This window comes from Embleya sp. NPDC025285, assembly GCF_055558835.1.
The window spans coordinates 17,485-39,658 of the sequence record NZ_JBVHLU010000098.1; the positions used below are offsets into that span (position 1 = coordinate 17,485).

Consider the following 22,174-nt stretch of genomic DNA (forward strand, 5'->3'; position numbering starts at 1 on the left):
CCTGCGGGCTGGGGCCTAGATGTCGATATCGGTGGTGCGGAACTCGGCGGCCGGGATGGATCCGGAGTCGCGGCATTCCCTGGACGCGTCCATGACGTCCTTGACGGTGTCGATACCCCGCCAGTAGCCCGACAGCCGGTAGCCCATGAGGCGGCCCTCTCGGGCAAGCTGCGGAAAGGTGTTGTCCTCGTGATCTCCGTTGTCGGGCAGCAGCGAGATCACGTCCGGGTCGAAGACGTAGATGCCCGCGTTGACCCAGTAGGGCAGTTCCGGGGACTGGACGAAGCCCCTGACGCGGTCTTGCTCGTCAAGGTCCGCCACACCCCAATTGGAGCGATACGGAGACAGCGCGACGGTCACGGCTCCGTCGCGACGCCGGTGGAAGTCGGCGAGATCAGCCGGCGAGAACGCACTGACAACGTCGCCGTTGAGGACGAAGAACGGCGCTTCCGTGTCGACCAGTTGCCGCGCCGCGTACTTGAGAGCACCACCACGACCCAGCGGCTCGTCTTCGATTGCGTATGTGACCTCGACACCGAACCGCGAGCCGTCGCCCACGTAGTCGATGATCACCTCCGCCTTGTAACCACCGGAGACAACGACGCTCTTCACACCATATGCGGCGAGCCACAGCAGTTGATGACCGATGATCGGTGTGCCGGCGACAGGGACCATGGCTTTGGGGGCATCGTCGGTATAGGGCCTCATACGGGTGGCTTGTCCGCCCGCCAGGATCAGCGCTTGCGTAACGCCGGACGTATCCATCCATGCCCCTCCGGTCTTGCGGAACGACTCTGGTGCTGTCGCGGCATCGTGGCAGTAGTCGATGCAACGGCGCGGCCCCTTCACCCGGTCGAGGGATGTCCTGCTCACCGCGAGGAACCGCCTCGACAAAGACGCTACGAAACAGGGAACTTGCCGGTCCACGTTGTTGCAGGTTGTTGCAGGGCAATCAGCCGAGGGCGTCGATCGCCCTGACGACCAGAGTCCGAGCGCGGGGGCCGTACACCGCCATGCCGGAGAGGCGGGCAAAGGCCCGGTGGTAGATCTCGACTTCCGTCGGCGTCGTCACGGTGACCTTCGCGGCAAGCAATTCGACGTGGACCCGCCTGTCATCGAACATCGTGAACGTCTCCGGCCCCCACATCGCTCTGGATGCAGATCGAGGGATGATGCCGAGCGAGACGGCGGGGTAGGACATGGCCGTCAGGAGGTGGCCGAGTTGGCCGGCCATCACGAAGTCGTCGCCGATGTGCTGGGTGAGTACGTCCTCTTCGACCAGCATGATGACGCGGTGGTGGCCGTCACGGATGATGTGCGACCGGTCCACGCGAGCCGTTGCGGCCGCGCTGACATCGTCGGGCAGATTACGGAAGTCCGCGATCAGCGACAGAAGAGCGTGGGCGTAGTCCTTGGTCTGGAGGGGCCCGGGCACGACCCTGGAGCAATACATGCGGAACACCTTCGTCCGCTCGTACAGCAGAGCGTTGGCCCCTTGGAGTCTGCGTAGACCCGTACGCTGCATCCGTCGCCACTCGACGTACATCGAGTCGGCGGAGCGAGATGCGGCAATGATGTCGGGTGCCTGTCCCTCGGCGCCGCAGGCCGAGCACCAGGCCCGGAGGTCGGCATCGGACGGGGTGGTTTTCGCAGCCTCGATGCGCGAGGTCTTTGCCTTGCTCCAGTCACACCGATCAGCCAGATCCTGCATCGTCAGGTCGGCGTCCAGACGCAGATCCCTGAGCCGCGCCGCCACGGACTCGCGGGCGGCCTGGGCGCTGGAGAACGGGGACGAGGGCATGTGCCGACCGATGGGCTACGAGACGATCAGAGCTGATACTCCTCATGCGGGATGCCGCGCTCCCAGGCGGTTTCGAACGACGCGGCGAACACTTTCAGGAGATGCGGCTCGGAGCTGAACTCGTCCTCGACAAGGGAACCGTCGCCTGCGAAGTGGTGGACCCTCGCCAGTCGGTCGTCAAACAGCCAAAAGTCATTACAAGGGACCACGAGATCGCAAGCGAGACGCCGGGGAACCCACCTGACTTGCTCGCCGACGGCGAGGTTGGCCCGGGTCATGTAGTGCTCCCAGCGAATGTATTCCGAGACCGGCTCACTGACGATGCGGACTCGGCGGATGGATACCCCTCGTGCGATGGCCCCGGTGACCTGATCGTGGAATCCGCGCCACCACGACGCCCGGTTGTCCCAGTCGATCCGCTCTCCACGCCGCCACGCGGCAAATCGCTCGTTGTCGCCGTAGCCGTCGCGCATCTCCAAGTGGACCGCCGAGTGGTCCGTGTTCCGGATGACGTCAGCGAAGCTGGGCTGAGCGTTCTGCGGCATCGCACGCCTTCCTGATCTGCGGCACCATGCGGGCCGGGATGCGGATGACCGCCTCGGTGTCCGGGATCGGGCCGGTCACCAGACACTTCTTCTCGGTCGCGCCGTCCGCTTTCCAACCCTGAAGAACAAGATCCGCGCTCACGTCGTCCACCCAGACGGTCGGACAGTGGTCCTCGTCCGTGTCGGGGTCTTTGCCGAAGAAGAGTAGAGCCATCGTTGCCTCCGACGTCGAGGATGTTGCGACTTGTTGCACGACCTGTGCCCTGCACCGACGGCACGAACCCTTCCCAAGTTGGGCAGGGGCCGATGCGCGCTTCGGCGATCCGTCGGGCGTCGAGCGTCCCCGGCCGAGATGGGTCGGCCGGGGACTGATGGTGCGGTTGGGTTGTGCGACCGGTGGGAGGTGGCGGCGTTAAACGGCTTTCGAGGCGCCGGAGTTCGGGCGGGTTGGGTCCGGTGGTCAGGGAGCTTCGTCCCGCGCGCATTGTTCGGTCCGGACCACGTGCGCCAACCTGCGTAGTGCGGCCGACAGGTATGCCGAGGTGAGGATGTCGGTCGGGTTGGCCAGGGTCAGGTCGATGGGTGGCAGGCGGTATTGATCCGTGCCGGCGGGGCGGCCGTGTGGCTGGACGAGTACGTGTGGGGGTCCGGTCGGACCGGGCATGCGGGCCACGTAGCCGTCCGGGTAGGTGGATCGCAGCTTCGGATTTGCGTGCCGGACCCATGCGCCGATGCCCAACTCGCGTGATTCGTCGCCCGGGTGCCCTTCGGGCGGGACTCGGTAGTGTTCGTGATGCACCTTGCCGTCCTTCGAGATCGGTGGTGTTGCAGGTGGGCGGGCTTCGCCTGGAATCGAGCACCCGCCCACCTGCGGATCAATCGGCTTGCTGGTCTTCGTCGAGGTGCCGCACGTCGTAGCGGTCGACCGTCCATTTCGGCGCGCCGTTGGCGGGCTGCACCGAGACCATGCCGACTCCGGTGAGCACGACCCGACCCGCCGGATACTCCCCACGAAGTCTCTCGTCGACGTGCTCGACGGTGTGCCCTTCGCGTACTTGTGGCAGGTGGCTCATCTGAACTCCCTTGCTGCGTTTCGTTATTGCTGTGATGGGCGGGGTGTGTACGGCCTCGTTCGCCGCGTCGGGCGAGAGAACGCACACGTCGTCGCGGCGCGCGGTGAACGGCGTGCCGGCGAGCGTGCGGGCGAACACGGTTTGCGTGGTGGTCGATTCGCAGATCCCGCACAGTCCGCTGCGCCCGTCGCGGATCCATACCCCTTCGGCGGGGCGAGCGGATGTTCTGGTTGATGGGTCCGGCCGGATGTGACGCATGGCGGCACCTTTCGCCCCACGGATGGCGGCGTGCTCGACCCGCTCCCACACAGCCGACGACGTTCACGGAGAGGCGAGCACCCGTGGCATCAACGCTGACATGCAAGGTGACTTACGGCAACCTTCCATGTACCGTTCGTAATGATCGGGGCCAGGTGGGTGAACCGGAGGCGCAATGCATACTCCCGCGCAAGTGGGTGCCGAACTACGACGACTTCGGCGAGAGGCGGGGCTCCCCATGGCGCGCGTGGCGCAGCGCGCGGGGTGGGCCGAGGGCTCACAGTCTCGGCTGGAGACCGGGGTGACACCTATCAGGCCGGAGCAACTGGCCGTGCTGGCCGACATTTTGCAGCTCTCCCCGGTGACCCGGATGCGACTCGACCGGGCGCTCGGCGTAGTGCGCGAGCCGGATCAGTGGTGGGTGAAGTACGCGGAGGTACTCACCCGGGCCTACGAGGATTTGATCCTTCTGGAGGCGAAGGCAACCGCCCTGGAAGTTGCGTCGACGGTTGTTCCAGGACCGCTCCAGGCCGCAGGCTATGCGCGCGCCATGCTCGTGCAGACACCGTTCGTGCCCGACCCCGACGACGCGGACATGCTTCTGGAGGTTCGACTGCACCGGGCGCAGATGGTCGCGTCCGGCGACACCCCCCTATCGGTGACGCTGTCCGAGGCGGTGCTTTTCACCAGCTTCTGCGGACAGGTAGCGTTGCAAGAGCAGTTGCAGTACTTGCTGGACCTGAGCCGACTCGACCATGTACGGCTGAGAATCGTGCCATCGAGCGCTACGGCACGGCCGTTCCTGGGGGCAGTGACAGTGCTCGAACTGCCCGCCCCCGATACGGCAGCCGCACACGCCGAGTGGGAAAGTGGATCACAAATCATCAAGGACGAGCGGACCGTTCGACGGCACCGACGGAACCTGGACTATCTGCGTTCGGCGTCGCTTCCCGAAGACGAGTCACAGCGCTTGATCCAGAGCAGATTGGATGCGCTTTGAGCACTATCGACGCGTACGCGTGGCGAAAGGCCAGTCGATCCACGGGCAACGACTCCTGCGTCGAGGTGGCCCCCCTCCCGGCGTCCACGGGCATCCGTGACACCAAGGACCGCCGGCGCGGCCACCTGGAGATCAGCCCAGCCGCCTGGCACGAAATGCTGTGTGCCCTGCGGGACTAGCCGCGAATCGGAGACGGCCCGGCGTTGACGCGTCGGCGCCGTCTCGGGTCGCATCGAGTGGTGGCGCCAGATTGTCATCTTGCGTCGTGTCAGGGGGCCGGTACGAGTTTGACCACGGTCACCGTGACGACTGCGGCACTCACGACGTAGCGGATGAACGCCACACCGGCCACGGTCGCCTCACGACGGTCTCGATCGCCGCCCAGCGTCGAACCGTGCGCGTACGGGTCGGCTGCCATCCCGGTCATTCCGGCATCGAAGCGCTTGCGGCGCTCGGGCGCGAGGTGCGCGCGTTCGACTTCGGCATCCGGCGTGTAAGCGACGCGATAGCTCATCCCGTACTCCGATAGGCGTCGTCCAGTTCGTCGGCGTACTTCATCCCGGTCATGTCCCCGGCCTTGAGCCGCTCTGCCAAGGCGTCCTCGTCCGGATCCTGGGCCTGTGGCGTGCGCAGCGCCCAGCTCGCCATCACCCCGAAGAGCTCATCGGCCGAGGCGGACTCGATCTCGCGCTCGAAGTCGGCACGCAACGCTTCGGGCAAGGCCTCGCGGATGTCGGCAATCGTGCCGGGCAAGGCCACCTCCCGCCCCCCTATGTGAGTCGTGAGCACGTGCCGGGTCATGACGCTTCTCCTTCGCGACGGCCTGATGACACGCACCAGTGTGCGCCCAACCCGTGAGGGCCGGCAGCCGCCGGCACCGGCGCATCGAAGCACACCGGCTCCGGCCCAGCGCCGGTGAGGTCGGCCTGTGCCCATGGACGGCAACGGAGTGGGATCCCCGGCGATCCCCCCTCCGTACGCACGGCCGAAACCTTTCGGATTCGGGATCGTTGGCGACGGCATGATCATCACTGCCGGCCGTACGGCCACGGTTCTGTCCGCCGGGTTCGCCGGCCTCGTGCTCGCGCTCGCTCCCGTGGCCGCACAGGCGCATACGCTCCCGATCGGTGCCGCGCGCGCCGGGGGTGACCACGTCACCATCGATTCCACCGTGTGGGTGGCGGCCGACGGCACGATCACACTCTCCGGCACCTACCGATGCACCCCCCACCACGCCGGGACCGTGCTGGTCGGCGGTCAGGTGGACCAGGACGGTCGGCACGCCTCCGTCGGCGGCAGCGTCGCCACGTGCGACGGCGCCCGACACACCTGGCGCAGCACCGGACAGCCCTACATCGACATCCACCCCGGCGCCGCGCGCGGCGAGGCCACCCTGCTCGAACTCGCGCCCGGCGAGGGCGTGATCCCGCTCCTCCCGAACATCCTCGCGCACGACGCCCGCGACGTGGCGGTCAAGGCGATCTAGCGGTACGCCCGGCGACCCGACGCCCGGAGCCACGTCGCGGGGCTCCGGGCGACGGGACCACCCCTTCCACCCGGCATGGGTGGCGGTTCCGGCGCTATCGGGACCGGCGCGTATCAGGACCCGGGCGTCGCGGTGAGCTTCGCGACGTCGGCGGCGTAGACGGTCATCCAGTGCGGATGCAGCCGGTAGTAGACCACCTCGTTGTCCCAGTCGAACAAGTCGTCGCCGTAGAAGTCCTTGAAGTACGCCAGCAGGTCCGGCCAATCCGCGGCCGGCGCGCCCTCCCGAGGGTTGAGGATCTCCACCCTGCCGTGCGTGAACACGCCCAGTTCCTCACCGCGCATGTGCGCGGCACTGACGGCGGGGCGCGCCGCGAGGTGGCGCGCCTTGGCGGCGTCGCGCGCCGTGCCGAAGTGCCACTTGCCACGCAGGAAGTGCCCATCCACGCCGCTGATCCGCGGCTCGCCCTTCGCCGTCACGGTGGACAGGGCGAGGGTGCACATGCCGGTGAGAGTCCGGGTGAGCTGCTCCGCGGTCAAGGTGCGCTCGCGGTTGATGATCGAGCGCAGATGTGTGGTGGAGCGGGAGAGGGAGGCGTCGAGGAGGGACTGAAGCTCTTTCAGATCTTCCGGAGTTTCGCGCATGGGGTCCTTGCCTATCCGAATCCGTCCGCGGCGCCCGGTTCACGCCATCACGAACGCCGACCAGTCAATGATCGACCCGGATCCCTGACATCCCGCGTCATGAATCCTCATCCGTTCGGGTACACAATCGGACCGCCCGGCCCGAACACGACAGGCACCGGGAGGCTGGAGACCGGCGGCGGGTTCCGTCGTGACCCGCCCGCCGGCCTCCGCGGCTCAGTTCTTCGCCAGCTCGTTCCGCAACGCCCTGAGGTCTTGGACCGCCTGGAAGTCCGCAGCCGCGCAGGCCGACAGCGCCGCGGTCAACCGGTTCACCGCCGTCTGCCGCTGCTCCAGCCCGAACGCCTCTATCCGCGCGGCCAGTTGCACGGCATCCACATACCCGTCGCCCTCCTCCGGCAGCAGCGGCACGTATGCCATCGCCGCCCGATCGGCCGCGTCCAGCGCCGGATGCAGCCGGTCGGCGCGCGCCAGCAGGTGGGCGAGCTGGTGATGCGTACCGGCCGTCTCGACCGCGATCATCGCCGCCACGTCGTCCCCCGAGCCCACACCCGACGCCGACCCGTCACCCGAGCCCACACCCGCATCCGCGTCCGCATCGGAACCCGCACCCGAGTCCGCGCCGCCCCCGGCCCCCGCCAGCTCCCGCAACGCCTCCCCGAACAGCGCCAGCGCCCGGTCCACCCCCGAGGGGTCCTCCCGGTCCGTGTTGCCCGCGATGTTCCACGCCTTCGCGCGCAGCGCGCGGACCGTCTCGCGTACGTCGCCCTCGGCGCGCAGCAGTTCGATCGCCCGGCCGAAGGCCGCCTGTGCCTGCGGCGCCATCCCCGCGTCGTCGAGCGCGTGCGCCGCCGCCACCGCGAGCTCCGCCTGCGTCGCCCGATCGGCGACCTTCGTCGCGGCCTCGGCCGCCATCGACAGATGCTTCGCCGCGTCCCGGGCGTCGCCGAGTCGGCGCAGGCACATGCCCAGCGCCCACCGTTCGTGCATCGCGTGCTCGGCACCATGCTGCGCCTCGATCTCCGGCAGCAACTCCTCCAGGATCGCCGCGGCCTCCGCGTCCCGGCCCAGGCCGAACAGCATGCTCACGGCACCCCTGCGGCATGCCGCCGCCATTTCCGCGTCGCCCTCGTCGTCGAAGACGTGCGCGGCCTCCAGCGCGAACGGCAGCGCGTCCTCGGCCCTTTCCTGCGCGCCGAGGGCGTTCGCCAGCATGGTCAGCGCGTGGCCGACCGGGAACTGCGGCTCGGCGTAGAACGCGGCCTTCTCCAGCGCCGCGCGCATGTCCGCCTCGGCCCCCGCCGGATCGCCCGTCTGCATCCGCACCTGGCTGCGCAGGAACAGCGGTCGGCAGGCCGACCACGGCCGTTCGGCCTCGCCGCACAGCGTGATGGCGGCGCTCAGATCGGCCAGGGCGTCGGCCGTACGATCCTGTTGTAGTGCCCGCTCGGCGCGGATGTGCAGCGCCGCCGCCTGACGGTGCCTCAACCCGTGCTCGCGGCCGAGGTCGTGCAGTTCGGTGAGGACGTCGTCGACGTCCTCCGCCTCGCTCGCCAGCGCAACGATCACCCGGTGGTGCAGGACCAGTGCGAGCGGGGCGGCGTCCTCCGGCAGGAATGTGGCGGCCTTGTCCCGAGCAGCGTCGAACAGCTCGATCGTGTCCGCCTCCTCGGCCCGGAACCGCGCCATCGCGACGCGTACCTCGGCGCCCACGGCCCGCCCGGGCGCGTCCGCCGCGAGATAGCCGGCCGCGGCCCGGGTCAGCGCCGCGATGCCGGCCGCGAACTCGCCCTCCTCGACCAGCTCGACCCCGTCCGCCTCCTCGATCGCGGCAAGCGCGAAGGCGTCCACGTCCTGCCCCCGCTCCCGCGCGGCGGCCGCGTAGTCCCGCCAGGCGCCCTCCGAGCCGGGATGTCCCTGCCCGTCCAACTCTTGTGCGTGGGACAGCAGTTCTGCGGTATCGGCGGCGGCCGAGACGGCGCTCCTCGGGGCGGCCGGCTCGGTTGCCGCGGCCACCCGCACCGAACGCAGCCCCAGCGGCAGCGACGTGGCCACCGGTACGGCCGCCAGCCGGCGCCGCACCCGCGAGCTCACCGCGTCGTTTCCGTTGCGCGCGTCGAAGCGTGCGGTGATCGCGAAGAGTTCGCGCTCGACCGTATCGCGCAGCGCGCCGGCCGAGGTGTCCTCGAAGACCACCAGCTCGGGCCCGGCGACCGCGACCAACCGGCGCAGCAGCACCGCGACGCCGGCGAGGAAGTCGGAGTGATCGGACGGGTCGCTCTGCGGACGCTCCAGCCACGCGCGGTGTTCGGCCAGGATCTCGATGCCGCGACCCTCGTTGCCGGTCAGCGCGCAGAACTCGATGTGCTCGGCGACCGCCGCGTACGTGCTCACCTTGCCGCGCACCGACCGGTAGCCGCGCAGGTGGTGGGCGCGCGCCCGATCCGGGTCGCCCGCGCGCACCAGCGGCAACATCGAGGTGGCCAGCGAGACCTGCGGCTCCTCGGCGCAGGTCAACTCGCCGTCCAGGGTGGGCGCGAGCAGCTCCAGCGCGTCCGTGTCCCGGCCCTGCGCGATCAACCAGCGGGCCTGCTCCCGCCGTTCGCACGCGTCGCAGTCGGCGAGTCGATCGCGGTCGGCGGCCAGCCACGCGTCGAACGCCTCGGTGGTCTCCGCGTCCGCGCCCACGTGCCGGGCCAGGTAGAACCGGCTCTGGTGCACCGGACGCGGGCTGTGCCCCGCCGTGCGGTAGCGGCGCTCCATGTCCGCGAGATAGCCGCGGATCGCGGTCAGCGGCACCTCGGGCACCGAGAGCAGCGAGCTGGTGACCCACTTGAGGTCCCAGAACAGATGGTGGGTCAACTGCTCGTCGAAGCCCTCGGGGTGCTCGTCCCACAGCTTGAGCAGCCGGGACAGCGGCACCGGCGTACGCGGCGACTCGCCGCCGTAGTTGTACGCGGTGATCAGCCGCAGCAGCGCCCACGCGAGGTTTTCGTCGTTGCCCATCCGCTCGGCCACCACGACCAGTTCCTCGGCGCGGGCGGTGCGGGCCTTGCCGTACGGCAGTTCCTCGTTCGCGTCCAGGGCAGCGAAGAACCCGGCGTCGTCACGGATTTCCATCAAGGGTTCCTATTCGGCGGGGTTCGGCTGGTGGACGGCCCGCTCCAGCAGGCCGAGGAAGGATCGGCCGAGCAGGCCGGTCTCGGCCGAGGTGAGCGGTCGGTGGCTGAGCAACAGAGCCTGGCCGTACAGTCCTTCGACCGCGGCCCGGGCCAGTTCGGGATCATCGAGGCCGGCGATCCGGCGGACCAGCGGGTTGAGGTGGTTGAGCACGAGTTGGGCGCGCGGACCCTGACCGCGCAACGAACCGAGGATGCCCGACCACAGGTCGTCGCCGCGACCGGCCGCGTCCTGCTCGGCCTCGGCTCGCCCGCGCTCGCCGCGCGCGTCCCGCCCGTCCAGCAGCAGCGCCGGCACGGTGACCGGCTGGAAGGTGCGCAGCGACACGTCGCAGGAGAGTGGGTCGAGCGCGGCCCGCGCGTGCGCGAGGAAGCTCGCGGCGGCCAGTTCGGCGGCCGGGTCGACCGAGTCCAGGTGCGCGGTAACGGTGTCCGGGTCGAGTTCGGTGACGGTGGTGCCCGGGCGGATCTCGGCCAGTCGGTGGACCAGATCCAGGTCGTAGGTGTAGCCGCCGTTGACCACGCCGAGTCCGGCCGCCGCCGCGATCGGCGCGACCTGCCGGTACTCCTCCACGGTCGAGGTCACGTGCACGACCGGATGCCGACGGGCGAACTCGTCGAGTGCGATCCGTCCGTCCGTGGTCTCGAACGGCAGCCACGGCAGGACCAGGCGCAGCAGTTCGTCGTCGTGCCGGGCGAGTGCCTTCACGCCCAGGTGATGCACACTCAGGAACCGGGCCAGCCGCGGCTGATCGTGCGCGGCCAGGTTCGCCAGCCAGTCCCGGATGTGCCCGCCGAGCGCGTCCCGCACGCCGGCCAGCGACTCGTCGTCGTACAGACTTTCCCGGGACGCGGTGGGCCGCAGCGTGTCGGTGTCCACGACGCAGCGCACGAAGAACGCCCAGTCGGGCAACAACCCGTCGGCGTTCTCGGTGAGCAGCATGCCCTTGAGGTGCACGCGGTGCTTGCCGCGCATCGCCGGGCTGACCGCCTCCGGCAGCACGAACGCCGCGCCGCGCACCCCCGCGAGCGGTACGTCCAGGTCGATCACGTCCAGCGGGGTGAAGCCGAGCCGGCTCTCGCAGTACGCGGCGAGCGCGGCCCGACGGCGCTCCGCCGTGGGGTACGGGCGATCCCACACCGCGGGTGTGTCGGTGATCGGCGTGTGCTCGCCGGCGGCCACCACGGTGACCCGGTACGGCAACAACGCGCCGAAGTCGCGGGCGAGTTCGATCACCCGCTCCGGGGCGAACCAGGACTCGCTGCCCCGACGCGGCGTCAGGAAGACCGTGGTGCCAGGCTCTTCGCGCTCCTCGCGGGCCAACGCGCGGACCGTGTAGCGGCCGTCGGAGCCGGCCTTCCACTCCACCGGCGGCGCGTCCACCAGCGCCGAGCGGGTCACCACGGTGATCTCGTCGGCGACCACGAAGCACGCGAGCAGACCGATGCCGAACTGCCCGATGTAGTCCCGCCGGGCGCTCTCCAACTCGTCCCGTTTGGAGCTGCGCCCGATGGTCGCCAGGAAGCGGTGCACGTCGGCCTCGGTCAGCCCGACGCCGGTGTCCGCGATCCGCAGGCCGCCGTCCTCGACCGTGATGGTGATCGCCGCGTCCGCCTCGGGATCCGCGGCTCTGCGCGCGGTCACCGCGTCGACGCCGTTCTGCAGCAGCTCGCGCAGGTATACCCGGGGGCTGGAGTAGAGGTGGTGCGACAACAGGTCGACCAGACCGCGCAGATCGACCTGGAAGGTGTGGTCTGCGGCGGTTATCGCGGCGTCGTTCATGCGGACTTCGTCACCTCGGGGCAGGATCGCCGGCCGACATCCCGGCCGAGTGCTGATGGTACGAAACGGCGGGGACAGGCGGCGAATCAGTTGTCCGCCCGCCCGTCCCCGCCGACCGGGGTTCAGCTCTTGGGCGCGTCCACGGTCCGCCCGTCGCGCAGCGCCTGGAACAGCGCCTTGGAACCCTTGTCGTCCCACAGCACGGTGGAGCCGACATTCTTGACGGAGTATCCGGGGTTCGAGATCGGCACCGTCGTGGTGACGCCGTCGCCGCCGGACAGGCTGCCCATGTCCTTGAACAGGTCGTACAGGTCGAACAGCCCGGTGTCGTCGTCCACCGTCACCGCGCTCAGCGAGGCGTCCGCGACCGGGAAGGCGCTGAACGGGTTGAGCAGAACGCTCGCCGACTTGGCCTTCTTCGCCAGCGCGCTGAGGAACTTCTGCTGGTTCTCCATCCGGGCCAGGTCGGAGCGCGCCGGGTCGTAGTAGCGGGAGCGGACGAAGGCAAGCGCCTCCGCACCGTCCAGCGTCTGGCAGCCGGCCTTCAGGTCCGCGCCGGACTTCTCGTCCTTGATCGGGCCCTTGAGGCAGATGTCCACGCCGTCCATCGCGTCGACGATGTTGTTGAAGCCGCCGAAGCCGATCTCCGCGTAGTGGTCGAGCCGCATGCCGGTGGCCATCTCGACGGTCCGGGCCAGCAGCGGCGCGCCGCCGAGGTCGAAGGCCGCGTTGAGCTTGTTCTTCTGCGCCTTGACCGTCTTGCCGTTCTTGCTGAACGCCGGGATGTCCACATACGAGTCGCGCGGCAGGCTGATCAGCGCGGTGCCGCCCTTGCCCTTGTGCAGCAGCATCATCGAGTCGGTGCGCTTGCCCGCGGCCTTGCCGGTGTGCAGCTTCTTGCGGTCGTCGGCGTCCAGGCCCTCACGGCTGTCCGAGCCGACGATCAGCCACGTGGTGCCCGCGGTCGACCCCGGGCGGCCCTTGTAGTTGTCCAGGACGTCCTCGTGCCGGATCTTCGAGTCGGCCCAGAAGTACGTCACGGTGCCGAACACCACGATCAGCGTGACGAAGACCGCGATCCCGATCAGGATGCGCTTCTTCCAGTTGACCGGGCCGCGCGGGCGCCGCGGCGGACCACCGGGGCGAGGCGGCCCGTCGGGGCCGTCGGGCCCGCCGGGGCCGCTCGGCCCGCGCTGCGGCGGCGGTCCCACCGGCGCCGGGGGCGCGCCGTGCGCGTCGGCGACCGGTGGTTGCGGCGGATAGGCGTCCGGGCCGGGCGCCTGCCGGACCGGTGGGACACCGCCCGGCTGCGGCGGGTACCCACCCGGCGCGGGCGGATACCCACCCGGCGACTGCGGCGGATATCCGCCGGCCGGAGGCCCACCGACCGGATGTGCACCGGCGGAGTGGCCGCCGGGGCGGCTCGGAATCGTTCCCGGAGGGGGCTGCTGCGGCTGTTGGTCGCCATCCGCCCATCCCGGCGGCCAATTACTCATGAGATCGAAGCTTTCACTCGATCAGCCCCGAGGCAACCGAATGCCCATCTCATCGACCATCTGTTCCACAGTTGATGCTCACTTCTTACACGAGACCTCGTCACCGGATTTGGCGGAGTATGCCGGATTCGGTGTTGCCGCGACGGACGGCTGCTCGCTGCTCGCGCCGCCGACCCGGACCGGGGTCGTTCCCTGGTACGACGAGCCCACGACCACCTCGATCGTGCGGCCCAGGCCGGTGACCGACTCCAGCGTCGCGCCCGGCAGCGCGGCCTGCACCGTCTTGACCGAGCGGTTCCACCGGGGGTCGTACCGGATGATCGTGCGGGCCCCGTCCGTGGAGGTCGAGATGCGCGGCGCGCCGGCCATCGCGAAGCCCGCGTTCTTGAGGTCCTCGTGCGCGCGCGGCCCCAGGCCCGTGGTCGGCGCGCCGTTGTACACCAGCACCGAGATGTCGCCCGGCGCCACCTCGACCGACACCGGGGACGGCGCCGGGGCGGTGGTGGCACCCGGTGTGTCGGGCTTCTTCTCCGGCGGCGCGATCAGGTCCTTGTCGTCGCGGATGGCCTGGAACAGACCGGCCGCCTTGGCGTCGTCCCACAACACGGTCGAGCCCCAGTCCGGGACCTGGTGGTCCATGCTCTTGAGCGGCACCTGCGCGTAGGTGACCCCGGAGTTGGTCAGGTTCCTGAGCTTGCCGCCCAACTCCAGGAAGTCCTGCGAGCTCATCTTGTCGTCGACCTTGATCGAGCCGAGCACCGCGTCCAGCACGTTCTTGAGCTTGAGCGGGTCGGTCAGCGTGCCGGACGAGGTCGCCTTCGCGAGCACCTGCGTCATGAACTTCTGCTGGCGCTGGGTACGGCCGATGTCGCCGGTCGGGTCGCTGGCGATGTACCGGGCGCGGACGAACTGGAGGGCTTTGACGCCGTCCAGCTTGCTGGTGCCGGCGGGCAGGTCGAGGCCGGACTTGGGGTCGCGCAGCGCCTTGGGCGTACACATCTCGATGCCGCCGAGGGTGTCCACGACGCTGACGAACGAGACGAAGTTGACCTCGATGTAGTGGTCGATCCTGATGCCGGTGGCCTTCTCCACGGTGGCGACCGTGAGCGGGGGGCCGCCGAGCGTGTAGGCGGCGTTGATCTTGCCCTTGGAGGGGCCGCGTTGCTCGCCGGTGGTCTTGTCCTTGTGCGCGGGGAACTCCACGTAGCTGTCGCGCGGCAGGCTGGTGATGGTCGCGCGGTCCCGCTTGGCGTTGAGGTGCACGATCATCACCGTGTCGGTGCAGTCGCAGGACTCACCGCCGGCGTGCAGCTTGTTGAGGGTGTCCTTGGAGATGCCGGCGCGGTTGTCCGAGCCGACGACCAGGAAGTTGAGGTCCTTGCCGGATCCGGTGCCCGGGCGGTTCTCCAGGCCCTTGAACGGGTCTATCCGCTGGATCTTTCCGTCAAAGTGCTTCACCCACGCCCAGCCGATGCCGCTGGTCACCAGGATCGCCGCCGCGAGCACGCCGGTGATCAGTACGAGCCAGTTGCGGCCGACGTTGCGCTCGGGCCGGTCGCCGGTGGTGGTTCTCGCCGGGGGTCGGCCGCCGGTCGTCGCCATGGGCTGCGGTGTCCCTCCTCGCGGACCGATGTCGTCCCGCCGTTCGCCGCGCACCCTTGCGGCGCGCACCGTGCGGATCTGCATCCGTACCCGCGTTCACCCGAAGGACGCCTGCCCGTCCGACCACGGTTGCGGTGGGCGTCGAACCACCGTAAAGCGGGATCCGGCGGGATCAAGGACGGCACGCCGACGATCGCCCTCGCTCGCTCACCCGGTCGATGCCCGTCGGCAGGTCCATTCGCAGTACGCTCCAAGGCGATGAATCACACCGCCGACGAGCCCGCCACGCACGAGCCCCCAGCTCGCCGAGCGGAGCCGCTTCCCGAAAAACCGCCCGTCTCCGTGATCATGCCGGTGCTCAACGAGTCCCGACATCTCGAAGAGGCCGTCGGTCGTGTGCTCGCGCAGGACTACCCCGGCGACATCGAAGTGGTGATCGCGCTCGGACCGTCCACGGACGACACCGACTCCATCGCCGCCCGGTTGGTCGCGAACGACGAGCGGGTGCACACCGTCGCCAACCCGAGCGGTCGGACCCCGTGCGCGCTCAACGCCGCGATCGGCGCCTCCAGCCATCCGGTGATCGTGCGCGTGGACGGCCACGGCATCCTGCCCGCGGGCTACATCTCCACCGCCGTCCGGTTGCTGGTCGACACCGGTGCGGCCAATGTCGGCGGGCTCATGCACGCCGAGGGCACCACCCCGTACGAGGACGCGGTCGCCCGCGCGATGACCTCCAAACTCGGCGTCGGGAACGCGCGCTTCCACACCGGCGGCAGCGCGGGGCCCGCGGACACCGTGTACCTCGGCGTCTTCCGGCGCGAGGTGCTGGAGGAAATGGGCGGTTACAACGAGGAGTTCGAGCGCGCCCAGGACTGGGAGCTGAACTACCGGATCCGGCAGGCCGGCTACCTGATCTGGTTCTCGCCCGAGCTCAAGGTCTCCTACCGGCCCAGGCAGACCCCCAAGGCGCTGGCCAAGCAGTACTTCAACTACGGCCGTTGGCGGCGGGTGGTGTCCCGGCACCACAAGGGTTCGGTCAACCTTCGCTATCTGGCGCCGCCGGCCGCGCTGCTCGCGGTCGCGCTGGGCACGGTGGCCGGTCTGGTCGGCTTCTGGCCCGGCTGGCTGCTGCCCGGCGGCTACGTGGTGGCCATCCTGGGCGGCGTCGCGTGGGAGGGCCGCGGCCTGCGGCCCGCCGCGTTCGTCCGCCTGCCCATCGTGCTCGCCACGATGCACGGGGCTTGGGGAGCCGGCTTCCTGACCAGCCCGAAGAGCCTCGCCGATCGCGTCGAGGCGGGCACGGAGCGGCCGGCCGACGAGTTGAGCTGAACCACCGGCAACGGTTGTCCGAGGGCCCGGGTCGCGCGCGTGCGACCCGGGCCCTCGCGTTGTGCGGGAGAGGCGTCGTCTCGGCTGCGGCCCGGGATCGGGCTTCGGACCCGGCCTCGGCCGGGCCTCGGCCGCGGCCACGAATCGGGCTCCGGGGCCGGCCTCGAGCCGACGACTCGCCGCTTCTTCGGCCGGAAACCGGGTCCTTTCGGTAAATCCAAGTAACGTGGCCGCCCTGGTCACCGCTCGTCCCCGGTGACAGTCTGTGAACAGTCGGCACGGCCTTGGGAGACGACGGCGATGAGCGACAGGGACTCGGCTGTGGCCGCTGGAGTGGCGATTCCGGACGCCCGGCAGGCCGCGGAGGATCGCGGCTTCACCCCGCCCGAACGGCTGCGGCGCGTCGTCGTCACCCACACGGACGTGGGTGGGGAGCATCCGGACGATCCGGTCGAGGGTGCCTACGTGCTGCGGGTCGAGCCCGCCGAGACGGTCGCGGTGACCACCTCGGTGCGGGTGTCCGAGACCGGCGTGGTGCGCTCGCTGCGGGTGCCGGTCGACCCGGCCAAGACCGCCCGGCTCGCCGCCGCGCGGGCCGCGGTCGAGGCGCTCGACGGCGGTGGGGTGCTCAAGGGACTGCGCCGGATCATGGCCCAGCGCGACCTGGAGGCGGTCCGCCGCACCCACCGGGCCGAGGCCGAACGCGACGCCGACGCGTGGGCACTGCGCTGCGCGCAGGCGTACGAGCCGTACGTGCGCGCGTTCGCGGCCGACGCGCAGCCGCCGGCCGCGTCCTCGCCGGTGCTGGGCATCGGGCCGACCAACACCTGCGGACAGGGGCACGCGTGGGCCCGCGCGGTCGAGCGGCACCTGCCGGGCGTCCGCGCCGAGGCGTCCGCGCTCACCTCCGCCAACACCCTGGGTTACCCCACCGATCAGGCGATCGAGACCGACGACTGGCTGTCCACCCGCTGGCAGTTGGGCCGGCTCGCCCATGTGCTGGATCGCTACACCCACGTCCTGGCGGAGTGCGGGATGCCCGCGTTCGGCCGACTCGGCGGTTCCTGGGTGGACACCGACCTGGCCGAGCTGCGGGCGGCCGGGATCGCGCTGGGACTGGTGCTGTACGGCTCGGAGGTGCGCGATCCGGCGGCGCACCGGGCCCGGGTCGAGTTCTCGCCGTTCGACCCGCGCTACGAGCTCACCCACGCGTTGCAGGCCAAGGTGGACCGGCTGCTGCCGATCCTGCGGGACCTGGACGTGCCGACCTTCGTGGCCACGCCCGACCTGATCGCGGACGTACCGAACGCGGTATGGCTGCCCCCCGCGCTCGACCCCGGGGTGTGGCGCGCCGACACACCGGTGCTGACCCGGGAACGCCCGGTCGTACTGCATGTGATGTCGAGCCCGTTCCTGCACGGCACCGCGCGGATCGAGCCCACCCTGCACCGACTGCACGAGATCGGCCTGATCGAGTACCGGCGGGTCCTGAGCCGCTCCGCCCGCGAACTCCCGGCGCTGTTCGCGGACGCCGACATCGTGCTCGACCAATTCGCCTGCGGCTCCTACGGCATGACCTCGTGTCAGGCGCTCGCGGCGGGCCGCCTGACGATCTGCTACCTGCACGAGTCGGCGACCGCGCACCTGCCGTCCGACCTGCCCATCCGCGGCGCGGACCCGAACTCGCTCGCCGAGGTGCTGGAGGAGGTGATCGCCGAACCGGACGCGGCCCGCGAACTGGCCGCCCGCGGCCCGGCGTACGTCGCCGAGCACCACGACGGCCGGCGTTCGGCCCGTGTCCTCGCCGATTTCCTGGGCGTGGCGGCCGAGTGAGCACTAGCGTTCGAGGGTGGCAATCGACCCCAGCGCGGACGTTGACGAGTCGGCAACCATCGGCGAGGGCACCCGTGTGTGGCACCTCGCCCAGATCCGGGAGGGCGCGGTCCTCGGCCCGAACTGCGTGATCGGTCGCGGCGCGTACATCGGGCCCGCGGTCCGCGTCGGGGCCAACGTCAAGGTGCAGAACCACGCGCTGGTCTACGAGCCCGCGGTGCTGGAGGACGGCGTCTTCATCGGTCCGGCCGTCGTGCTCACCAACGACATGTACCCGCGCGCGATCACCCCCGACGGCCTGCTCAAGGGCGAAAAGGACTGGCTGGCCCAGGGCGTGACGGTCCGTCAGGGTGCCGCCGTGGGCGCCCGCAGCGTGGTCGTCGCGGGCGTGACGATCGGCCGCTGGGCCCTGATCGCCGCCGGCGCGGTGGTGCATCGCGACGTCCCCGACCACGCCCTGATGGCCGGCGTCCCGGCCCGCCGCATCAAATGGGTCGGCCGCGCGGGCGTGCCCCTGACCGACGCGGGCGACGGCCGGTGGCGCTGCCCGGAAACCGGCGAGCTGTACACGGAACAGGACGGGCGACTGACCCTGACACCGCCGCCCGCCGCCTCGCCCGCATAGGTGGACCCTTCCGGTTGCCGCCGCGATCGCCGAATCCCCCGGCCGAAGCCTCGCCGGCCTCTCGGCCGGGGGATCGTGGCGCTCCGCACGTCACCCGTGCGGACCGAGGGGCCTACTTCGGCAGGTTCCGGGCCATCACGATGCGCTGAACCTGATTCGTGCCTTCATAGATCTGGGTGATCTTGGCGTCGCGCATCATCCGCTCCAGCGGGTAGTCGCGCGTGTAGCCGTAGCCGCCGAGGAGCTGGACCGCGTCCACGGTGATCTCCATCGCCGCGTCGGAGGCGAAGCACTTGGCGGCGGCGCCGTGGAAGGTCAGGTCGGCGTCGCCGCGCTCGGACTTGGCCGCCGCCGCGTAGGTCAGTTGCCGGGCCGCCTCCAGCTTCATCGCCATGTCCGCGAGCATGAACTGGATGCCCTGGAAGTCCGCGATCGGCTTGCCGAACTGCTTGCGCTCCCGCACGTACCCCTTCGCGTAGTCGAGCGCGCCCTGCGCGATGCCCAGCGCCTGCGCCGCGATCGTCACGCGCGTGTGGTCGAGCGTCTTCATCGCGGTGGCGAAGCCGGTGCCCTCGGCGCCGATGATCCGGTCGGCCGGGATCCGCACGTTGTCGAGGTAGACCTCGCGCGTCGGCGAACCCTTGATGCCGAGCTTCTTCTCCGGCGCGCCGAACGAGACGCCCTCGTCCGACTTCTCCACCACGAAGGCCGAGATGCCCTTGCTGCGCTTGTCCGGGTCGGTCACCGCCATCACCGTGTAGAACTCGGACACGCCCGCGTTGGTGATCCAGCGCTTGACGCCGTTCAGCACCCACGAGTCGCCGTCGCGCACCGCGCGGGTCTTCATCGCGGCGGCGTCCGAGCCCGCCTCGGGCTCGGACAGGCAGTAGGAGAACATCCCGTCGCCGCGCGCCACCGCGCCGAGGTAGCGCCGCTTGAGGTCCTCGGACCCGGACAGCACGAGCGGCATGGTGCCGAGCTTGTTGACCGCCGGGATCAGCGACGAGGAGGCGCACACCCGCGCGATCTCCTCGATCACGATCACGGTGGCCAGCGCGTCCGCGCCCGAGCCGCCGTACTCCTCGGGGATGTGGACCGCGTGCAGATCGTTCGCGGTGAGCGCGTCCAGCGCCTCCTGCGGAAAGCGGGACTGCTCGTCGACCTCGGCGGCGAACGGGGCGATCTTCGCCTCGGCGAGGGCGCGGACCGACTCGCGGAGCATGTCGTGCTCCTCGGAGACGCGGTAGAGGTCGAAGTCTTTTCGTCCGGCCACGGGTGCCTGCCTCTCGACTGAAGGATGTGCGGCGCGTACGCAGCAGCGTTTTATTACCGCTCAGTAAACAACACGGTCGCCCACAATTATTCAGCCGCACCCCGGCCGGGCCCGCATCGGCACGGCCACGATTCGACGACGCCGGCGTGACGGCGACGGATACGATCCATGACGGACGGCATCCGTACCCGTCCCATCAGGCACCATCAGGCTCCATCCCGCCCTCGACGAAGAAGTCAGGTGACGTACGTGGCACCCCGCATCACGGTCATCGGTACCGGCTACCTGGGCGCCACGCACGCGGCGTGCATGGCCGAGCTGGGCTTCGAGGTCCTCGGGATGGACGTGGATCCCGACAAGGTGGCCACCCTCTCGAGCGGCCGGACGCCGTTCTGGGAGCCCGGGCTGGAAGAGCTGATGGCCCCGCACGTCACGTCGGGGCGGCTGCGCTTCACCACGGACGTCACCGAGCTCGCCGAGTTCGGCGACGTGCACTTCGTCTGTGTGAACACGCCGCAGCGCAAGGGCGAGTTCGCCGCCGACGTGTCCTACATCGACGCCGCCGTGGACGCGCTGGCCCCGCTGCTCACCCGCCCGTGCCTGGTCGTCGGCAAGTCCACCGTCCCGGTCGGCACCGCCGAGCGCCTCGCCGTCCGGATCGCCGAGCTGGCGCCGGTGGGCACCGAGGCCGAGCTGGCCTGGAACCCCGAGTTCCTGCGCGAGGGCTACGCCGTCCAGGACACCCTGCACCCGGACCGGCTGGTGATCGGCGTGCGCTCGCAGCGGGCCGAGGCCGCGCTGCGCGAGGTGTACGCGAAGCTGCTCGCCGAGGACGTACCGCTCGTGGTGACCGACTTCGCCACCTCCGAGCTGGTCAAGACCGCCGCCAACTCGTTCCTGGCCACCAAGATCTCCTTCATCAACGCGATGGCCGAGGTCTGCGAGGCGGCCGGGGCCGACGTCGAGCAACTGTCCGAGGCACTCGCCTTCGACCCGCGGATCAACGGCCGCTTCCTCAAGGCCGGCCTCGGCTTCGGCGGTGGTTGCCTGCCCAAGGACATCCGCGCGTTCATGGCCCGGGCGGGTGAATTGGGCGCCGACCAGGCGCTCACCTTCCTGCGCGAGGTGGACGCGATCAACATGCGCCGCCGGTTCCGGATGGTCGACCTCGCCCGCGAGCAGTGCGACGGCAGCTTCCTGGGCCGCCGGGTGGCCGTCTTCGGCGCCGCCTTCAAGCCGAACTCGGACGACATCCGCGACTCGCCCGCGCTCAACGTCGCCGCCCAGGTGCAGCTCCAGGGCGGCGAGGTGACCGTGTACGACCCCAAGGCCATGGACAACGCCAGGAAGATGTACCCGGGCCTGACCTTCGCCGAGACCGCCTTCGACGCCGCCCGGGGCGCCCACGTGGTGCTGCATCTGACCGAGTGGCCGGAGTTCCGCGAGATGGATCCGGCCGAACTGGGCGAGATCGTCGCACAACGTCGCGTACTCGACGGGCGCAATGCCCTCGACCCGGTGCGCTGGCGCGGCGCAGGATGGACGTACCGGGCACTCGGTCGCCCCTGAGTAGCCGGCCCGCCCCGGGGGCACAGTCACCGGGCCGACGGCGCCGCGCCGTCCGTCTGTCGGGGGGCACCGCGAGCAGCGAGACAAGGACTGCGAGGTCATCAGCATGCCGTACGGCGACGAGGCCACGATCCGACGGATCCTCGACACACACACGTGGGCGGTGGTGGGACTCAGCACCAACTCCCATCGCGCCGCATATGGAGTAGCCGCGTTCCTCCGCCAGTGGGGAAAGCGCGTCGTGCCCGTGCACCCGAAGGCCGAGATCGTGCACGGCGAGCAGGGCTACGCCACGCTCGCCGAGATCCCGTTCCCGGTGGACGTGGTCGACGTGTTCGTCAACTCGGAACATGCCGGCGAGATCGCCGACCAGGCCGTCAAGATCGAGGCGAAGGCGGTCTGGTTCCAGTTGGACGTGATCGACGAGCGGGCCTACCAGCGCGTCCGCGACGCGGGCCTGGACATGGTGATGGACCGCTGCTCCGCGGTGGAGCTCCAGCGCATCACGATGACCGGGGCGGGCCGGGCCTGATTTGCTTGTCGGGCGACTTCGTCGCCGGCTCGCGAGGGGCTGTTTGTCGGGCGACTTCGTCGCCGGCTCGCGAGGCACCGCTTTTTCTTTCCCCCGCTTCGCTCCTCCAAGAAAAAGCGGTGCCTCGCTCGGGGCTTCGTGTC

At 70.0% G+C, this 22,174-nt stretch carries 22 protein-coding genes; 8 read left to right on the forward strand and 14 right to left on the reverse strand.

Features of this window, described 5'->3' with window-relative positions:
• Positions 1-15: 15 nt before the first annotated feature.
• The 6 genes from ACZ4FV_RS41320 to ACZ4FV_RS41345 all read right to left on the reverse strand — a co-directional run bounded on the left by ACZ4FV_RS41320 (position 16) and on the right by ACZ4FV_RS41345 (position 3,728).
• Positions 16-873: a nucleotidyltransferase family protein gene (locus tag ACZ4FV_RS41320; protein WP_465325823.1), complete on the reverse strand. Its 858-nt coding sequence runs from the start codon at positions 871-873 to the stop codon at positions 16-18.
• Positions 874-952: 79 nt separating this feature from the next.
• On the reverse strand, positions 953-1,801 hold the full coding sequence (locus tag ACZ4FV_RS41325) for a helix-turn-helix domain-containing protein (RefSeq protein ID WP_395870634.1): 849 nt from the start codon (positions 1,799-1,801) through the stop codon (positions 953-955).
• 26 nt (positions 1,802-1,827) lie between these two features.
• Positions 1,828-2,346, reverse strand: a complete 519-nt coding sequence (locus ACZ4FV_RS41330) for a DUF6879 family protein (RefSeq protein WP_395870632.1) — start codon at positions 2,344-2,346, stop codon at positions 1,828-1,830.
• On the reverse strand, positions 2,315-2,560 hold the full coding sequence (locus tag ACZ4FV_RS41335) for a hypothetical protein (RefSeq protein WP_395870630.1): 246 nt from the start codon (positions 2,558-2,560) through the stop codon (positions 2,315-2,317). Before ACZ4FV_RS41335 ends, ACZ4FV_RS41330 begins: the two co-directional genes overlap by 32 nt.
• A gap of 246 nt (positions 2,561-2,806) precedes the next feature.
• Complete coding sequence (locus tag ACZ4FV_RS41340; protein WP_465325826.1) at positions 2,807-3,145, reverse strand: hypothetical protein; 339 nt, start codon at positions 3,143-3,145, stop codon at positions 2,807-2,809.
• Between the two features lie 76 nt (positions 3,146-3,221).
• Positions 3,222-3,728 carry a hypothetical protein gene (locus ACZ4FV_RS41345; RefSeq protein ID WP_465325827.1) on the reverse strand — a complete coding sequence of 169 codons (507 nt, stop codon included), beginning with the start codon at positions 3,726-3,728 and terminating at the stop codon, positions 3,222-3,224.
• A 124-nt stretch (positions 3,729-3,852) separates the two neighbouring features.
• Here ACZ4FV_RS41345 and ACZ4FV_RS41350 point away from each other — a divergent pair, with 124 nt between their 5' ends.
• Positions 3,853-4,677 carry a helix-turn-helix domain-containing protein gene (locus tag ACZ4FV_RS41350; RefSeq protein WP_402234028.1) on the forward strand — a complete coding sequence of 275 codons (825 nt, stop codon included), beginning with the start codon at positions 3,853-3,855 and terminating at the stop codon, positions 4,675-4,677.
• Positions 4,674-4,856: a DUF397 domain-containing protein gene (locus ACZ4FV_RS41355; RefSeq protein WP_465325829.1), complete on the forward strand. Its 183-nt coding sequence runs from the start codon at positions 4,674-4,676 to the stop codon at positions 4,854-4,856. Before ACZ4FV_RS41350 ends, ACZ4FV_RS41355 begins: the two co-directional genes overlap by 4 nt.
• 89 nt (positions 4,857-4,945) lie before the next feature.
• Here the strand turns inward: ACZ4FV_RS41355 and ACZ4FV_RS41360 are convergent, their stop codons facing one another.
• Positions 4,946-5,191, reverse strand: coding sequence for a hypothetical protein (locus ACZ4FV_RS41360; protein WP_395870620.1), 246 nt, complete (start codon positions 5,189-5,191; stop codon positions 4,946-4,948).
• Positions 5,188-5,478 (reverse strand): hypothetical protein, encoded by a 291-nt coding sequence (locus tag ACZ4FV_RS41365; protein ID WP_395870618.1) that lies wholly within the window; start codon positions 5,476-5,478, stop codon positions 5,188-5,190. Before ACZ4FV_RS41365 ends, ACZ4FV_RS41360 begins: the two co-directional genes overlap by 4 nt.
• Positions 5,479-5,698: 220 nt before the next feature.
• Between ACZ4FV_RS41365 and ACZ4FV_RS41370 the strand changes: the two genes are divergently transcribed.
• Positions 5,699-6,163 (forward strand): DUF6299 family protein, encoded by a 465-nt coding sequence (locus ACZ4FV_RS41370; protein WP_395870616.1) that lies wholly within the window; start codon positions 5,699-5,701, stop codon positions 6,161-6,163.
• 113 nt (positions 6,164-6,276) lie between these two features.
• On the opposite strand, the gene ACZ4FV_RS41375 is transcribed toward ACZ4FV_RS41370, so the two are convergent.
• The 5 genes from ACZ4FV_RS41375 to ACZ4FV_RS41395 form a co-directional block, all read right to left on the reverse strand.
• Entirely contained in the window at positions 6,277-6,807 is a 531-nt protein-coding gene (locus tag ACZ4FV_RS41375; protein WP_402234025.1) for a pyridoxamine 5'-phosphate oxidase family protein, read from the reverse strand.
• Between the two features lie 216 nt (positions 6,808-7,023).
• Complete coding sequence (locus tag ACZ4FV_RS41380) at positions 7,024-9,927, reverse strand: hypothetical protein (protein WP_402234023.1); 2,904 nt, start codon at positions 9,925-9,927, stop codon at positions 7,024-7,026.
• 9 nt (positions 9,928-9,936) lie between these two features.
• Complete coding sequence (locus ACZ4FV_RS41385) at positions 9,937-11,769, reverse strand: HSP90 family protein (protein ID WP_465325832.1); 1,833 nt, start codon at positions 11,767-11,769, stop codon at positions 9,937-9,939.
• 122 nt (positions 11,770-11,891) lie between these two features.
• Positions 11,892-13,265, reverse strand: coding sequence for an LCP family protein (locus ACZ4FV_RS41390; protein ID WP_402234020.1), 1,374 nt, complete (start codon positions 13,263-13,265; stop codon positions 11,892-11,894).
• Between the two features lie 78 nt (positions 13,266-13,343).
• On the reverse strand, positions 13,344-14,867 hold the full coding sequence (locus ACZ4FV_RS41395; protein WP_395870606.1) for an LCP family protein: 1,524 nt from the start codon (positions 14,865-14,867) through the stop codon (positions 13,344-13,346).
• Positions 14,868-15,125: 258 nt separating this feature from the next.
• Here ACZ4FV_RS41395 and ACZ4FV_RS41400 point away from each other — a divergent pair, with 258 nt between their 5' ends.
• From ACZ4FV_RS41400 to ACZ4FV_RS41410, 3 genes are all read left to right on the forward strand, one after another.
• Positions 15,126-16,199 (forward strand): glycosyltransferase family 2 protein, encoded by a 1,074-nt coding sequence (locus ACZ4FV_RS41400; RefSeq protein WP_395870604.1) that lies wholly within the window; start codon positions 15,126-15,128, stop codon positions 16,197-16,199.
• Positions 16,200-16,499: 300 nt separating this feature from the next.
• Complete coding sequence (locus tag ACZ4FV_RS41405; protein ID WP_395870602.1) at positions 16,500-18,032, forward strand: glycosyltransferase; 1,533 nt, start codon at positions 16,500-16,502, stop codon at positions 18,030-18,032.
• A 22-nt stretch (positions 18,033-18,054) separates the two neighbouring features.
• Positions 18,055-18,657, forward strand: coding sequence for an acyltransferase (locus tag ACZ4FV_RS41410; RefSeq protein ID WP_395870674.1), 603 nt, complete (start codon positions 18,055-18,057; stop codon positions 18,655-18,657).
• 112 nt (positions 18,658-18,769) lie between these two features.
• On the opposite strand, the gene ACZ4FV_RS41415 is transcribed toward ACZ4FV_RS41410, so the two are convergent.
• Entirely contained in the window at positions 18,770-19,930 is a 1,161-nt protein-coding gene (locus tag ACZ4FV_RS41415; protein WP_395870600.1) for an acyl-CoA dehydrogenase, read from the reverse strand.
• A 249-nt stretch (positions 19,931-20,179) separates the two neighbouring features.
• Here ACZ4FV_RS41415 and ACZ4FV_RS41420 point away from each other — a divergent pair, with 249 nt between their 5' ends.
• Together ACZ4FV_RS41420 and ACZ4FV_RS41425 are read left to right on the forward strand one after the other, a co-directional pair.
• Entirely contained in the window at positions 20,180-21,499 is a 1,320-nt protein-coding gene (locus ACZ4FV_RS41420; RefSeq protein WP_395870598.1) for a UDP-glucose dehydrogenase family protein, read from the forward strand.
• 106 nt (positions 21,500-21,605) lie between these two features.
• Positions 21,606-22,031 carry a CoA-binding protein gene (locus tag ACZ4FV_RS41425; protein ID WP_395870596.1) on the forward strand — a complete coding sequence of 142 codons (426 nt, stop codon included), beginning with the start codon at positions 21,606-21,608 and terminating at the stop codon, positions 22,029-22,031.
• Positions 22,032-22,174: the final 143 nt, after the last annotated feature.

Excerpts from the sequence above, each read along its gene's own strand:
- ACZ4FV_RS41325 (WP_395870634.1), bottom strand. The coding sequence starts at position 1,801 with ATGCCCTCGTCCCCGTTCTCCAGCGCCCAGGCCGCCCGCGAGTCCGTG.
- ACZ4FV_RS41330 (WP_395870632.1), bottom strand. The coding sequence starts at position 2,346 with ATGCCGCAGAACGCTCAGCCCAGCTTCGCTGACGTCATCCGGAACACG.
- ACZ4FV_RS41335 (WP_395870630.1), bottom strand. The coding sequence starts at position 2,560 with ATGGCTCTACTCTTCTTCGGCAAAGACCCCGACACGGACGAGGACCAC.
- ACZ4FV_RS41350 (WP_402234028.1), top strand. The coding sequence starts at position 3,853 with ATGCATACTCCCGCGCAAGTGGGTGCCGAACTACGACGACTTCGGCGA.
- ACZ4FV_RS41360 (WP_395870620.1), bottom strand. The coding sequence starts at position 5,191 with ATGAGCTATCGCGTCGCTTACACGCCGGATGCCGAAGTCGAACGCGCG.
- ACZ4FV_RS41365 (WP_395870618.1), bottom strand. The coding sequence starts at position 5,478 with ATGACCCGGCACGTGCTCACGACTCACATAGGGGGGCGGGAGGTGGCC.
- ACZ4FV_RS41370 (WP_395870616.1), top strand. The coding sequence starts at position 5,699 with ATGATCATCACTGCCGGCCGTACGGCCACGGTTCTGTCCGCCGGGTTC.
- ACZ4FV_RS41375 (WP_402234025.1), bottom strand. The coding sequence starts at position 6,807 with ATGCGCGAAACTCCGGAAGATCTGAAAGAGCTTCAGTCCCTCCTCGAC.
- ACZ4FV_RS41380 (WP_402234023.1), bottom strand. The coding sequence starts at position 9,927 with ATGGAAATCCGTGACGACGCCGGGTTCTTCGCTGCCCTGGACGCGAAC.
- ACZ4FV_RS41385 (WP_465325832.1), bottom strand. The coding sequence starts at position 11,769 with ATGAACGACGCCGCGATAACCGCCGCAGACCACACCTTCCAGGTCGAT.
- ACZ4FV_RS41390 (WP_402234020.1), bottom strand. The coding sequence starts at position 13,265 with ATGAGTAATTGGCCGCCGGGATGGGCGGATGGCGACCAACAGCCGCAG.
- ACZ4FV_RS41395 (WP_395870606.1), bottom strand. The coding sequence starts at position 14,867 with ATGGCGACGACCGGCGGCCGACCCCCGGCGAGAACCACCACCGGCGAC.
- ACZ4FV_RS41400 (WP_395870604.1), top strand. The coding sequence starts at position 15,126 with ATGAATCACACCGCCGACGAGCCCGCCACGCACGAGCCCCCAGCTCGC.
- ACZ4FV_RS41405 (WP_395870602.1), top strand. The coding sequence starts at position 16,500 with ATGAGCGACAGGGACTCGGCTGTGGCCGCTGGAGTGGCGATTCCGGAC.
- ACZ4FV_RS41425 (WP_395870596.1), top strand. The coding sequence starts at position 21,606 with ATGCCGTACGGCGACGAGGCCACGATCCGACGGATCCTCGACACACAC.